12 protein-coding genes are annotated in these 13,754 nt (G+C 48.0%); 2 read left to right on the forward strand and 10 right to left on the reverse strand.

The features are described 5' to 3' along the window. Position 1: 1 nt before the first annotated feature. The 10 genes from BM091_RS02110 to BM091_RS02155 form a co-directional block, all read right to left on the reverse strand. Entirely contained in the window at positions 2-805 is an 804-nt protein-coding gene (locus BM091_RS02110) for a FliH/SctL family protein (RefSeq protein ID WP_093393119.1), read from the reverse strand. Then, complete coding sequence (gene fliG, locus BM091_RS02115) at positions 792-1,808, reverse strand: flagellar motor switch protein FliG (RefSeq protein WP_093393121.1); 1,017 nt, start codon at positions 1,806-1,808, stop codon at positions 792-794. Before fliG ends, BM091_RS02110 begins: the two co-directional genes overlap by 14 nt. 9 nt (positions 1,809-1,817) lie before the next feature. Next, a complete protein-coding gene (gene fliF, locus BM091_RS02120) occupies positions 1,818-3,410 on the reverse strand; it encodes a flagellar basal-body MS-ring/collar protein FliF (RefSeq protein ID WP_093393122.1) in 1,593 nt (530 codons plus the stop codon). Positions 3,411-3,420: 10 nt separating this feature from the next. Next, on the reverse strand, positions 3,421-3,714 hold the full coding sequence (fliE, locus tag BM091_RS02125) for a flagellar hook-basal body complex protein FliE (protein ID WP_093393124.1): 294 nt from the start codon (positions 3,712-3,714) through the stop codon (positions 3,421-3,423). A gap of 21 nt (positions 3,715-3,735) precedes the next feature. Continuing rightward, a complete protein-coding gene (gene flgC / locus BM091_RS02130; protein WP_093393125.1) occupies positions 3,736-4,170 on the reverse strand; it encodes a flagellar basal body rod protein FlgC in 435 nt (144 codons plus the stop codon). A gap of 2 nt (positions 4,171-4,172) precedes the next feature. Beyond that, a complete protein-coding gene (gene flgB, locus BM091_RS02135) occupies positions 4,173-4,574 on the reverse strand; it encodes a flagellar basal body rod protein FlgB (protein WP_093393127.1) in 402 nt (133 codons plus the stop codon). A 217-nt stretch (positions 4,575-4,791) separates the two neighbouring features. Beyond that, entirely contained in the window at positions 4,792-6,096 is a 1,305-nt protein-coding gene (locus BM091_RS02140; RefSeq protein ID WP_093393128.1) for a sigma-54 dependent transcriptional regulator, read from the reverse strand. Between the two features lie 18 nt (positions 6,097-6,114). Then, entirely contained in the window at positions 6,115-8,526 is a 2,412-nt protein-coding gene (locus BM091_RS02145) for a tetratricopeptide repeat protein (protein ID WP_093393130.1), read from the reverse strand. Positions 8,527-8,552: 26 nt separating this feature from the next. Next, on the reverse strand, positions 8,553-9,959 hold the full coding sequence (locus BM091_RS02150; RefSeq protein ID WP_093393131.1) for a sigma-54-dependent transcriptional regulator: 1,407 nt from the start codon (positions 9,957-9,959) through the stop codon (positions 8,553-8,555). A gap of 24 nt (positions 9,960-9,983) precedes the next feature. Further along, complete coding sequence (locus tag BM091_RS02155) at positions 9,984-10,715, reverse strand: DUF434 domain-containing protein (protein WP_093393133.1); 732 nt, start codon at positions 10,713-10,715, stop codon at positions 9,984-9,986. Between the two features lie 131 nt (positions 10,716-10,846). Between BM091_RS02155 and BM091_RS02160 the strand changes: the two genes are divergently transcribed. After that, positions 10,847-12,106, forward strand: a complete 1,260-nt coding sequence (locus BM091_RS02160) for an aspartate kinase (RefSeq protein WP_093393134.1) — start codon at positions 10,847-10,849, stop codon at positions 12,104-12,106. 18 nt (positions 12,107-12,124) lie between these two features. Continuing rightward, positions 12,125-13,717, forward strand: coding sequence for a citramalate synthase (gene cimA / locus BM091_RS02165; protein WP_093393136.1), 1,593 nt, complete (start codon positions 12,125-12,127; stop codon positions 13,715-13,717). Positions 13,718-13,754 lie beyond the last annotated feature (37 nt).

The raw sequence follows: 13,754 nt of genomic DNA on the forward strand, positions 1-13,754 counted from the left end.
TTCAAACTCTCACCCTGGCCAGGATGTCCTTCTTTAGTTCTTCAAGGCACATTTCAAGATCCGCATCAATAAGCTCTACTTCACTTTCCACTCTGCAACTTCCTCTGGGGAGCTGATCATCGGCCTTCAGTTTTATCGTCCGATCCTGTAGAGCCGCCCAGTCTTCCAGGTCCGCAGCTATACGGAGAGCTGCCAGGTCGTCAGGATTAAGGTAAACCGTAATCAGAGACGTTTCGTCTAATCTGGCAATCAATTTATTAAGCATTTCAAGAAACAACTGGGGATGTGATGTCAGTTCTGCCTGAACAATGCTTTTTGCTATCTTAAAAGCCGCTTCTATCAGCCAATCTCTGTAATCGTTCAGAATTCTGGCAGGCACATTTCTTATTTCCCAAAGAATATCTTCGACCTCGCCTAGTTTCTCTTTCGCCTCCTTCAATCCTTCATCGTATCCTTTGCCGTACCCATCTTTCCACCCTTCTTCATAAGCCCTCTGTCTTATGGCTTCAGCATCTTTCTCTGCTTTCGCCACAATATCTTTTATGATCTCATCCACCGAAGGAGCATTAAGAGGCTCAATGGAATCAGTGGAAACATTCTCATGGGAAGATCCTGACTTTTCAGTAAACCGTCCCTGTGCCGAATCTGGAAGGCTTTCATCAAAACTTTCAAAGCTAACCGACTGTACCCGTTCTTCCGGACCATGGAAGTCGGCTCCATGCTCCAGATCCTCAAACTGGACACTCTGAACTTCCACAACTCCATCGACCTGCTTAATAACAACTTTCTGTTTATACGAAGGCATCTCCACCTTCTCCGCTAACAAGCACTATACGGCCTTCTCGCTCCAGACGACGGGTAACTTCCAGGATCCGCTGCTGGGCCTCCTCCACTTCACTAAGGCGCACAGGACCCAGCACGGCCAGATCTTCTTCCAGCATCTGAGCCGCGCGTTTCGAAAGGTTTTTAAAGATCTTTTGCTTCAGGTCTTCCGACGCAGTCTTCAATGCAATAACCAGATCTTTATTATCAACCTCTTTAAGTAATTCTCTGATCCCCTGATCAGGCACGGCCACAAGATCTTCAAAAACGAACATTAGCTTGCGAACCTTCTCTGCTAACTCCGCATCTGCTTCCTCCAGGGCCTGCAACACCCTATCGGCAGTCCTTCGGTCGCATCGGTTAAGTATTTCCGCAGCTCTTTGTACCCCGCCCAGCACCTGATGCAGTTCTCCCATGGACAATAATTCCTGCTCCAGAGCTTCATCCACTTCCTTGATGACGTCAGACGGTATGGTGTCGAGGGAAGTAATCCTGGTTATAACCTCGAACTGCAAAGGTTCGGGCAGGTAAGAAAGCACCTGAGACGCCTTCTCTTCACCAAGATGAACTATGACCAAGGCAACCGTTTGAGGATGCTCCGTTTTAAGGAAATTGGCCAGCACTCTGGCGTCCATGTCCCTTAGATTTTTAAAAGGAACTTTTTCCTTTTCTTTCTCAATGGATTTGAAAACCTCAGATGCCTTGTCCGATCCAATTGCCGAAGGCAGCAGTCTTTTCAGGTATTCATCGCCCGTAACCAAAAGGGCTTCTTCGTCCTGAAATTGAGCATTGAATTCCTTCAGAACCTCCTCGGTCACCTTCCTGTCAATGTGTCTCAGGTTACTCATCTCGAGACCAAGCTTCTTTATCTCTTCCGTTTTTAAGTGCTTCAGCACCTGAGAAGCCACCTGCTCTCCCAGGCTTAACAATACGAGAGCCGCCTTTTGTACACCCGAAAGCTGTTTATCTTTCTTTTTCTCCGCCATTGCCTACCTTCAGGCCTCCTCTTCATGAAGCCATGCTCTGATTATCTCGGCCGCTTTCTCCGGCCTTTCCTGAACGAAGAGAGCAGCCTGCTGTCTTGGTGTAAGGGCCTTTTTCATCGCTTCAAGCTCTGCCATCTCTTCTTCAGTGGGCGGAAGTGCCTTGGGCTGAACCTCAACGGGAATCTTCTCCAGCTTTTTAATAAGGGGGCGTACCACGAATAACAGAACCAAAAGGGCCAGGAGGACGTTCACTATAAGCCTCCTATGCTCTTTCAACATAGCAAGCCACCATCGGGTAGGCGCCGGTTTGGGCGCAATCTCTTCTGCAAAAGGAATATTGGATACGGTAATTTCATCTCCTCGATCGGGATTATATCCCACAGCATTTTTCACGATACTTTCTATCGCTTTTAATTCATCTTCACTACGCCCTACAAAAACTTTTTTTATCACATTATCCGCCGTCTTTTCTTCTTTATAAGGCCCGTCCACCACAACGGCAACCGTAAGTCTTTTGATTGCCCCCGGGGCATAAACAACCCTTCTAAGGGTTTTATTTATTTCATAGTTTGTAATATCCTGTTGTCTCTCAAAAATTTGGGTTGACTCTCCTTCACCGCCTTGAGGTGGTTTACTTACAAGCAATTTGCTTTCCACGTTAATGGGAACATCGGGATTGCCTTTAGGGCCTCCCGGCTCCTGGTTTGATCTCTCTATCATCCTTTGCTGACTTCTCACGGCAGTAGTATCCGGGTCGAAAAGTTCCTCTGTTACATGAACCTCGCTGAAATCCACGTCGGCGGAAACCCTAACTATCACATCGTTTGCGCCCAGAACGGATGCCAGCATCGATTGAGCTTTGCGCTCCAGGGCTTCCTCAATCTTTTCTTTGTAACTTAATTGCAACTCAGAAAGTTCAAAGGACCTATCAATGCTGTCTTTTTTGTAAAGAACCCGACCATCGGTGCTCACGATGGTTACATGATCCTCTGTAAGTCCCTTTACAGACGAAGAAACCAGATGAACCATGCCCTGGAGATCTCGACTTGTTAGCTGTTGCCCTTCTTTCACACGTATAACGATTGCAGCACTGGGCGGTTTTTGGTCTTCGACAAAGAGGGTTTCTTCAGGAATAACAAGATGTACCCGCGCTTCTTCAATTTTATCCATGGCGGCGATTGTTCTGGCCAGCTCACCCTGTAGCGCTCTCTGATAATTAACCCTCTGAACAAACTCCGTGGCTCCGAGTCTCTGTTCATCAAATATTTCAAAACCAACCCCCGTTCCTCTGGGAATTCCTTCACGAGCAAGGGCCAGCCTAACCTCGTACAGGCGATCTTTCGGAACGAATATCCTGTCTCCCTCTATCCTGTAAGGCACCTTTTGCTGCTTTAATTGTTCCACCACCAGAGCCATATCCCGTTCGTTCATTCTGCCGTAAAGAAGGGCTAATTCAGGACGGTTGATCTGGTAGAAAACGAAGGCCGTGCTGAAAGTGACGGCAAGGAAAGTGCCTACGACGAGAATTTTGACAGGAGTAGTGAGATTCCTAAAGGCCTGAGCAAGCCCTTTAAGCCTCAGCATTATTCTATCCAGGGCCATAGTCTATCCCTCAGAACTGCATCCTCATGATTTCACGATAGGCTTCCAGGGCCTTATTTCGAACCTCAATAAAAAGCCTCAGGCTTATTTCTGCTTCCTGCAACCTTATCATTGCTTCGTGTATGTCCTCGGCTCCCTGAATAGCCCCTTTTTCCATGGCCCTGTCGGCCGCCTTCTGGAATGCATCAACTTCTTCAATTCGATCTTTCAAAGCCTCCCAAAAAGACTCCCTCTTCGAAGGCTCTGAGACCTCTGCGTTGCTTTTCGTTGGCTCCAAAATACCGTCAACCCTTACGACCTTCATGGATTACCCCTCCCTAAGAATCTACCGGCCCATTTCCAGTGCCTTCAAGGCCATCTGACGTGAGGTATCCACAACGGTCATGTTGGCTTCGTAGGCTCTGGCCGCCTCCAGCAAATTGGCCATCTCCTCAACGGGATTGATATTGGGAAAGAGGACAAAACCTTCATCATTGGCGTCAGGATGAGACGGATCATAAACACGGCGGAAATCTCGACCATCGGGAACGACATCGACCACTTTTACCCCATAGTAATCATTCTCCTTTTGAAGAACATTCCTAAATCCCCCGTCTTCAAGGGAGGATGCCTCAAAAATCACCGTTCTCCTTTTGTAAGGCTGACCGTCATCTGTACGGGTTGTATTAGCATTTGCCAGGTTAGAAGCCACGACGGTCATCCATATCCTGTTAGCCTTCAGTCCTGAAGCACTTATCCTGAAAATTTTTTCCAGGTTCATGGTTACCTACTCCCTTCGGTGAGTGCCATTTTTAACAGAGAAAATTTCTTTATGAGCATCGTCACGATAAATTGATACTCAACGTTGTTTTTCATAAGCTTCGCCATTTCTGTCTCAAAATCCACAGGACCGGTTTCAACAACTCTGACATCAGAACCGCTCTGGACGATAACATCTTCAGGATTCGGAGGCTTGATATGTTTTTCGTCGGAAGTTACCATAGAAATCCTGGGTTCCATTGCTTCTTCAAGAACCCTCTCAAAAGAAAGATCTCTGGCCACATATCCGGGAGTATCAATGTTGGCAATGTTCGAAGCTATGAGCTCCTGGCGTCTTGCATTAAGAGTCAGCCTATCTTCCATCAATGCCACCGTTCTGTCAAAAATACCCGTAACCTCTTTCATCCTATCACCCCCAACCAACCCACAGTTTTCGTTGCCAGATACACCAAGCAAAAGAAGTGCCACAGAAGAACATCGAATAGACCGAAAACCCGTAGTCAAAGCCGGGAATAGATTTGAACGGAGGTCAAGCCTTAATTTTTGAGTGTCCTGAATATCGGGTCTGGCAAAAACTTACTTCAGAAGATCGGTCTCAGCTAAACCGTCCTATCGGAAGTTTTTATAAAAGGCCCTGTTGTCGATATTCTCTCAGCTTATTTCTTAAGGTTCGAACCGTAATTCCCAGTATCTCTGCGGCCTTCGTCCGATTTCCGTTGGATACTTCAAGGGCCCTGAAAATCATCTCTCTTTCCATTTCCCGTATGGGCATAAGAGGCACCAGAGATCCTTCGGATTCAAGGTTATCAAATACGATCTCCGATGGGCCTATTTCGCTGCCCGATCTCAACAATATCGCCCGATGAATAACATTTTCCAGTTCTCTCACATTGCCGGGCCAGGAGTGTTGCAGTAGTTTCCTTTCGGCCTCAGGGGTCAGGTTTCTTTCGGACATATTGTAAGCCCTGCAAAACTTTTGAACGAAGTGGCGGGCGAGAGGAATTATGTCTTCTACCCTCTCTCGCAACGGCGGAATTTTTAAAGGAATTACATTCAGTCTGTAATAGAGGTCTTTGCGAAACTTTCCTTCCCTGACCTGCTCCTCAACCGAAATATTAGTCGTCGCAATAATCCGCACATTGACCTTAACCGGCTTTTTGCCACCGATCCTGTCAATTTCACCTTCCTGGATAACCCTCAGCAGCTTTGCCTGCAGATGGATGGGAATTTCGGTAACCTCGTCCAGTAAAAGCGTTCCGCCATGAGCAAGCTCAAATTTCCCGGCCTTTTGACGCGTGGCGCCGGTAAAAGCGCCTCGTTCGAAGCCGAACAACTCGCTTTCCATAAGGCTTTCAGGAATGGCAGCACAGTTTACGGCAACAAAGGGACCTTTTGACCTGCTGCTACGCGCATGAATAAACCTGGCAAAGAGCTCCTTGCCCGTACCACTTTCCCCCTGAATGAAGACCGAAGCGTCACTCCGTGCTACCTGAAGAGCAATTTGCTTGAGCTGTTGCATGCGCGGACTTACGGAGACGATGGGTCTCTCCACACTTTCATCTACGAGATCGGACTGGTTAAAGAAAGTATCCCGCAACCATTCTAAGGTGCTCAAAAAACGCTCTTCCGGTGTGGGCATTACCCAGAAATCATCCGCCCCGTTCTTCATAACATACACGGCTTCGTCAAAACTGGGTACATCCGTCAAAACTATGACATAGGGTTCCGGTGTCCTCGCCTTTATCTTCTGTAACACTTTGACGGTTTGCTCCGGATCGGAAAAAGATTTCAGAAAAACCACCAAAGCCCTGCCGTCCGGCAACGAAGGTATCTGTGAGCCGACGCCTTCAGACCGGAAAACCTGCCAGCCGGCGGCTTTCATTGCTCCTTCGGGTATCTCAACCTGCCCGATCACGACGACTTCCATATCACACCACCGAGGTCATCATCTACTTTGATTGCCCGTAAGTTTCATAAAGGCAAGCTCCTGTTCGGCCACCTTTTTCCACAACGGGTCTTTGCACTTCGAAAGCTCTTGCAAAGTCAGTTCCGTTTCTTTCATGTCACCGTTACGTCTCTGAAGCGATGCGAGCAGGTATAAAGTCTGGCATCGAACCGGTTCATCAGAAGCCAGTTTTATCATTTCTCCGGCCACCTTAATGGCTTCATCAACCTTTCCGGCATTCCGATAGCACTCGAGTTTCTGAGAAAGGGCGGAATACTTCATGGAATCGGTAATGTCCTCTTTACCAAAAGCGATCTCATCGGCCAATCGCGAAACCAGGTCGCACCTTTTAAGAGCCCCTGCACACTGGAGATATAATAACGTCAACTCGGGCGATAAAGTCCCCAATCTGGTCAGACTTTCAAACTGCGCCAAGGCAGCGTTATAATCCCTGCGTTCCATGTAAATTCTTGCAAGCATCGTTAGCTTTTCTTTGAGATTTTCAGCCTCTTTCAACATTTGGGCATACTTTTCAGCTTTTTTTGCATCCCCCAGGAGGTACGCAATTCGTGCAATGGAAAGATACAAAGATTCCGATTTTTTACCGGAATCGACGAGCTTTTCATATAGAACCAGAGCCTGGGGATACATTTCGAGTTTTTCATAGCTTGATGCTATCGCTTCAAGAGCATCAATACTCCATTCTACATTTTCATCTGCAGTCTCGTATAAGGATGTGACCTTGCTGTACAATTTCTGCCTGAAGTTCTCGATGACGGCCTCATTGAGGAGTTTGCTTTTCAACACCAGAAAATCGTCCACCGGAACCGAAGGCGGAACGGTCGACAGGAAGCGGTTCACAATATCCAGAGATTCCTCTATTTTCCCCTCTCGTCTTTTGAGATCAGCCCAGCGGAAGAAGGCAATTTCCTTCAAAGGAATGGGCAGATTCTTTTGTGAAAGATCCTGATAGATTGTCTCTGCCTGGAACCTCCCTCCCGTCCCTTTCTGCTCAAGATACTGAGCTTTTCTGAGTAATGTAATGTAAGCCCCTTCCGTATCCGGCATTTCCACGATGATTTTGTTCTGAAGCCTTTCTGCAAGCTCCATCTTGCCGCTCTGAAGCATTGATTCCGCAATCTCTGCCCAGACCATCGAGTTTTCCCGGGCCTGGTCGTCCAGGTTCAGATACCAGATAAGAAAATCCCGTGCCGATTGATAATCCCTCAGAGCAAAGAAAGCTTCGCCGATTAATTTGACGACATCCGGCTCTTCCAGGTAAAAGTCGGGTTTCAGTTCGAGAAGGGAGCCGAAATTTTTTAGAGCCTCCAAATAAGCCCCTGCTCCGGAAAGAGCTTCTCCCAGTAGAAAATGAAGTTCTGCCTCTTCATCAACCGGTGCTTCCAGTTCTAAGGCATCATTCAATATACTTACTGCCTCTATATATTCACCGTTTTTAATTTTTACCATTCCCAGGCCCTTCAAGGCGCATAACTTATCTCGATTTGTTGTTGCCTTCTTTTTCAACTCCTCGAACATGTCAGAAGCCCGTTTGGTAACTCCCAGAATAAAGTAAGTCCTTGCGGTCAGGCATTGAGCTTCAAGGGCTTTTTCGTGAGTGCTATCTGCAGAAATGGCTTCTCCAAAAAGCTGGATCATGTCGAAACCCACATCGGCTTCTCTGTCCCTGTTCATCTCGTAGAAAGAAAAAGCTTTGCCGTAAAGAGCATCAACTCTGTGAATTTCTCCGTTTTTTTGAAGGTAGCGATCAAACAGCACAAAGGCCCGTTTGTAATGTTTTTGTTCAAAAGCTCTTTTAGCTTCTTCATAAAAAGCCTCAACAAAAGGCACTATTCCGGATCTCTGCCCGATCGGTGGCGCAGTTTCAACAAAGCCTCTGGGCGGCGGGGAAGGTTCTTCCATCTTTTCTTCTATAAAAGGCATGGAAACTTCAGGGGCCTCTTTTTTGCCTTCCTGATCGGTCTTTTCAATCTTCGCAGAAAATAAGATATCGAGTATCAATCTATACTTTCCTGCGGAGGGTGGGACCGCGGGCAGAACCAGGCGTTCTACGTATTCGGGTTTTACGGAAAAGTCTATTTCAAGGCTTCCAGGCTGCCCTTTCCGGACCTGAAAGTCTTTGATGCCCGAAGGGAGCCGAAAATCCCTGAGCTTCTCCACCGTCGAAGATGACAGATTAAGTTCTTTAAAGCTTACTAACGCTCTATTGTGATCGGTGATAATTTCCTGGGGGAGCTCACCGCTCAGAACCAGAACAAGCCTGGTAATGCCGTCTTCAACCCGAAAAGAAACATCCTCCATGACGGCCGCTTTTGCACATTCAAAGGATGCAAAGGAGGCCGCAAGAAACAACAAGGGAAAAAGAAGAATCTTTCTTTTCATAAAAATCATTAAAAGATTCTCCAGAGCTCCGTTCGCTACCTGCCGGTCCTGATCACGGAGTTGACCTCCGAAGGAGGATAAGAAATGCCGAGCTTCTTCATCTTTTCAATGAGAGTTGTACGATTGAGCCTCAAAAGCTTTGCCGCATGGTTTTTTACTCCTCCTGCCTTATCCAGCGCCTGCATGATGAGATCGATCTCTATGGATTCCAGTGTTTTTTTCAAATGGATCCCCGAGTCGGGAAGGCGAATTTTTACAGGGCCTTTGCCGTCTCCTGCGTGATTCAAAAATCTGTCGGGAAGGTCCTTTATCGTTATCACATCTCCTTCCGTCAGAATCAGCAACCTTTCTATAAGGTTTTCCAGTTCTCTAACATTCCCGGGCCATGGGTATCTCATAAAACATTCCATCACCTCTTCACTCACATTCTTTGCCGGAAGAGCCTTCCGCTCTGAATGCATCTTGATAAAATGCCTGACCAGATGGGGAATGTCCTCGGTTCTTTCCCTGAGGGCCGGAACATGAATAGGTACGACGTTAAGGCGGTAAAAAAGATCTTCCCGAAAAGATCCTTCCTGCACAGACTTCCACAAATCTCTGTTGGTGGCCGCAATAATCCTGACGTCAACCTCGATGGTCCGAACTCCTCCAACCCTTTCGAATTTGCGGTCCTGAAGAAACCTTAACAATTTTACCTGCAATTTCGGACTCATTTCGCCTATTTCATCCAGAAAAACCGATCCCCCGTCTGCCAGTTCAAACCGCCCCTGCCGGGTTCTTATGGCCCCCGAAAAGGCCCCCTTTTCATGACCGAAGAACTCACTCTCCAAAAGTTCCTCCGGTATGGCTCCACAGTTTACGGGCACGAAGGGCCTCCTATGCCGGGAGCTCAGATCATGGATGGCCTTAGCCACAAGCTCCTTACCCGTACCGCTTTCACCGGTGATGAGAACCGTCGTATCCGTTGCGGCAACCCGCCTGATAACCCTAAAGAGCTCCCGCATTATCGGACTGTGACCAACTATGGAAGCAAAGGCAGGAATTTCGTCACCGGCATCTTCCGGAGACCTTTCTCCCCCATCCATTGCCCTCTTAACCGCCTCGTAGAGCTCACCAAAATCCGCCGGTTTCGTAAAATAATCTACGGCCCCCTTTTTAAGGGACTCCACAGCGGATTTAACGGAACCCTGCCCGGTTAACACTATTACAGAACAATGGGGAACGGACCGTTTAATGTAATCGAGCACCTCCATTCCGCTCCGGTCGGGCAAAAAGATCTCAAGGACACAAACATGGACGGTATGACGATTCACTGTCCTTATCGCTTCTTCTGCACTCCTGCAACATAATACCTTAAAACCCTTTTCGATAAATTTTTCACTTAAATTGCCTAAAAAATCCGGATCTCCGTCAACCAGAAGCACTATTCCCTCACCCTTCATCGCTCTCCCCACCGACCGCACTCCTTATTTGCAAGCCTCAGGCCAATCCTCTGCAAAATTCCACGACATAACATCCATCATAATCAAATCAAAAAAGTCAACAATGCGAGAAACCGGTTTGACATTTCTATGACTCATAATAAACCATGTAAGATCAAACCACCGAGATGCTGCATCTATGACGGCGCTATCACTGCTGGCAATAATAGCACCATCATAGTCAAATTCTCGTTCCGGTACCGGAACGGCTTTTGTCACAACCTTCACTCCGGCTTTTCCGAAAGACCTCCGATACAGTGCTGCCAGTTCTCCGCTTTTGCTTACAGGAGCGTCAAAAAAGATATACACCACTTTTGCCGGATATTCCCTGAAAAAATCGGTTATCAGGTCAATAACATAGTAAGTGGTTTGACCGGGTCGAAAATTGCGGGAAATCCTGGCAATGTCTCTTATAGCCCCATCGTTGGCCCTTATGAGAGTCCTGTTAAGGAGCAGGCTTTCAAGGGTGATATGAACGTTGTGACCGTCTATCATCACCAGTTCATCAGACCAGTCTGGACCGATCAACTGCTTGCTTCTTCTCAAAAGAGCCGTTTTCTGGTCGAACACCCCTCGCCTCAGTATGTCCCGATCTTGAGAACTCAACTCGTAGCGATTTCCCACCATCTCCAGGGACTTTTCCCTGGGATACCCGCGAGATTGAAGGAAGAAGAAATCCTGAGCAGCGGCTTTAAGAAGTATTAACGGTGCATGCATAGGGAGCCCTTCCCTGCTTTTTTCAGCTTTTCTCACATTGAAGTTTAATAAAAAATCTGTTCTTTAACATCAGCCTGTGGTAGAAGTTTTGTTCCCTTATGCAGCCCCGTAGAGCACTGGAGGGTGTATCTATGAGCCTGATTGTTCAGAAATACGGCGGCACCTCTGTTGCCAACGTAGAGAGAATAAAGGCAGTTGCCCGCAAGGTTTATCAGCGTAAAAGGGAGGGGCATGATATCGTTGTCGTGCTCTCTGCAAGGGCCGGAGAAACCGACAGGCTTATATCCCTTGCCCATGAAGTAAGTCCCAATCCTGATCCACGAGAGCTTGACATGCTCTTATCAACGGGCGAACAGGTTACCATTGCACTTTTCTGCATGGCAATGAAAGACCTGGGCCAGAAAGCCATATCTCTTACGGGCTATCAGGCCGGAATTATGACCGACGATCACTACGGCGAGGCGAGAATAACCTCGATAAACACGGCAATCATAAAGGAATATCTAAAAGACGGCTATGTGGTTGCGGTGGCAGGCTTTCAGGGCTACGATCCCCATCACAACATAACGACTCTGGGACGAGGAGGTTCGGACACAACGGCCGTTGCCCTTGCCGCAGCACTTCGTGCAGACATCTGCGAAATCTACACCGATGTCGAAGGCGTTTTTACAACGGACCCCAACATATGTTCTAATGCCCGAAAGCTGTCAAAGATCAGTTATGAAGAGATGCTCGAGATGGCAAGCCTTGGCGCAAAGGTGCTCCATGCAAGGGCCGTAGAGTTCGGAATGAAGTTCAATATCCCCATTCTGGTTTGCTCATCCTTCAAGGATGTGCCGGGTACACTGGTCACAGGGGAGGATCAGGACATGGAAAAATATGTGGTTTCAGGGGTTACCTATACCAAAAACGTAGGGCGTATAACGGTAACAGACGTTCCGGATGTGCCCGGTATGGCGGCGCGCATCTTCGGACCCGTTGGAGAAGCAGGCATAAACGTGGACATGATAATACAAGGAAGTAGCGGCATTCCCGGGAAGGCCAACATTTCCTTCACCGTCTCGAAGAGTAACTACGAGAAGGCCATGGAACTCGTTAGAGAAATCGCCCGTGATATCGGTGCCGGTGAGGTACACGGGAACGACCGGATTGCGAAAGTCTCCATTGTCGGGGTTGGAATGAAGAGCCACAGCGGTGTGGCCGGCAAAATGTTTTCTGCCCTGGCCGCAGAAAACATAAACATAATGATGATAAGCACGTCGGAAATAAAAATATCCGTTGTTATTGACGAAAAATACACAGAACTGGCCGTTCGGGTCCTCCACGATACTTTTGAGCTGGACAAAGACCCCAACGGGGTCTTCAGGGTAAAGGAAGAACCCTTTGAGTAAGGCCGGAGTAAAGGGATCATGAGCGTCGAACAAAAAGCAGTGGTTATCTACGACACCACACTGAGGGACGGAACACAGGGAGAAGATTTTTCTCTTAGTGTGGAAGATAAAGTGCGCATTGCTCTAAAGCTTGACGAGTTTGGGATTCATTACATTGAAGGAGGATGGCCGGACTCCAATCCCAAGGACAAGCAATTTTTTCAGGAAATAAAAAATTACGAGTTAAGAAATGCAAAAATCGCCGCCTTTGGCTCAACGCATCATCCCGCACAATCTCCCGAGAAGGGGCTTAGAGCGCTGGTCGAAGCCGGTACCCCTGTGATCACCATTTTTGGAAAAAGCTGGACCGTACACGTAAAAGAAGCCCTTCGCATATCCCTGGAACGAAATCTCGAAATCATACAAAACAGCGTCGCCTACCTCAGACAACATGTGGACGAAGTGATCTACGACGCAGAGCATTATTTTGACGGTTTTAAGGAAGACAGAGACTACGCCCTCCAGACGCTCAAACGGGCCCACGAAGCAGGCGCCACGACTCTGGTCCTATGCGACACCAACGGGGGCACACTACCCCATGAATTGGCCGAGATAATCCAGGAAACCAGAAAACACTTCCCCTCCGCTACCTTCGGCATCCATGCCCATAACGATTCGGAGCTTGCCGTGGCGAACTCACTGGAGGCCGTCAGAAACGGAATAACCCATGTTCAGGGCACAATCAACGGCATCGGAGAAAGATGCGGAAACGCCAATCTATGCTCAATCATCCCCAACCTGTGCCTTAAAATGAATATCCCCTGTATTCCAGCGGAAAACCTCAGAAAACTTCGCCACGTAAGCAGGTACATTCTGGAACTGGCCAACATGCCACCAAATAAGTATCAGCCCTTTGTTGGGCGAAGTGCCTTTGCTCATAAGGGAGGAGTCCACATCAGCGCCGTCAGAAGGAATCCCCGTACCTATGAACACATAGATCCAGAACTCGTGGGTAACAAAAGGCGGTTCTTGATTTCAGATCTTTCGGGAAAAGCGGCCGTAAAAATGAAAGCCGAAGAATTCGGCATCAAGCTACCCGAAGACGATCCGGTAGCACGGTCAATACTTTTGAGGATAAAAGAACTGGAAGCGGCAGGATTCCAGTTTGAAGCGGCCGAAGCGAGTCTGGAGCTTCTTATCAAGCGTCTGGAAGGGGAATCCAGGAAATATTTTGAACTCCTGGGATTCCGGGTCATCGACCAGAAGGAAGAAGACGGACGCCCCCCGGTTTCGGAGGCAACGATTCAGATTCGTGTCGGCGGGCAGGTAGAACACACGGCTGCCCTCGGCCAGGGCCCGGTAAACGCGCTGGACAACGCATTAAGGAAAGCCCTGGAAAAGTTTTACCCTCAACTCAAGACCATGGAGCTAATCGACTACAAGGTCAGGGTCCTGCCCGGTCGAGAAGGTACGGCATCAAAAGTAAGGGTTCTTATAGAGTCTTCGGACGGCAAAGACACCTGGGGCACCGTGGGCGTGTCTCACGACATACTGGAAGCAAGCTGGCAGGCTCTCGTGGACAGCATCACCTACAAAATGTACAAGGACGAAAAAGAAAAAAGCTCGTCCTGATTAACCGGGAACGCCCCACCAATCGGGCGTTCCCGAA

It is taken from the genome of Thermodesulforhabdus norvegica (assembly GCF_900114975.1).
GTDB lineage: Bacteria > Desulfobacterota > Syntrophobacteria > Syntrophobacterales > Thermodesulforhabdaceae > Thermodesulforhabdus > Thermodesulforhabdus norvegica.

Excerpts from the sequence above, each read along its gene's own strand:
- BM091_RS02110 (WP_093393119.1), bottom strand. The coding sequence starts at position 805 with ATGCCTTCGTATAAACAGAAAGTTGTTATTAAGCAGGTCGATGGAGTT.
- fliG (WP_093393121.1), bottom strand. The coding sequence starts at position 1,808 with ATGGCGGAGAAAAAGAAAGATAAACAGCTTTCGGGTGTACAAAAGGCG.
- fliF (WP_093393122.1), bottom strand. The coding sequence starts at position 3,410 with ATGGCCCTGGATAGAATAATGCTGAGGCTTAAAGGGCTTGCTCAGGCC.
- fliE (WP_093393124.1), bottom strand. The coding sequence starts at position 3,714 with ATGAAGGTCGTAAGGGTTGACGGTATTTTGGAGCCAACGAAAAGCAAC.
- flgC (WP_093393125.1), bottom strand. The coding sequence starts at position 4,170 with ATGAACCTGGAAAAAATTTTCAGGATAAGTGCTTCAGGACTGAAGGCT.
- flgB (WP_093393127.1), bottom strand. The coding sequence starts at position 4,574 with ATGAAAGAGGTTACGGGTATTTTTGACAGAACGGTGGCATTGATGGAA.
- BM091_RS02140 (WP_093393128.1), bottom strand. The coding sequence starts at position 6,096 with ATGGAAGTCGTCGTGATCGGGCAGGTTGAGATACCCGAAGGAGCAATG.
- BM091_RS02145 (WP_093393130.1), bottom strand. The coding sequence starts at position 8,526 with ATGATTTTTATGAAAAGAAAGATTCTTCTTTTTCCCTTGTTGTTTCTT.
- BM091_RS02150 (WP_093393131.1), bottom strand. The coding sequence starts at position 9,959 with ATGAAGGGTGAGGGAATAGTGCTTCTGGTTGACGGAGATCCGGATTTT.
- BM091_RS02155 (WP_093393133.1), bottom strand. The coding sequence starts at position 10,715 with ATGCATGCACCGTTAATACTTCTTAAAGCCGCTGCTCAGGATTTCTTC.
- BM091_RS02160 (WP_093393134.1), top strand. The coding sequence starts at position 10,847 with ATGAGCCTGATTGTTCAGAAATACGGCGGCACCTCTGTTGCCAACGTA.
- cimA (WP_093393136.1), top strand. The coding sequence starts at position 12,125 with ATGAGCGTCGAACAAAAAGCAGTGGTTATCTACGACACCACACTGAGG.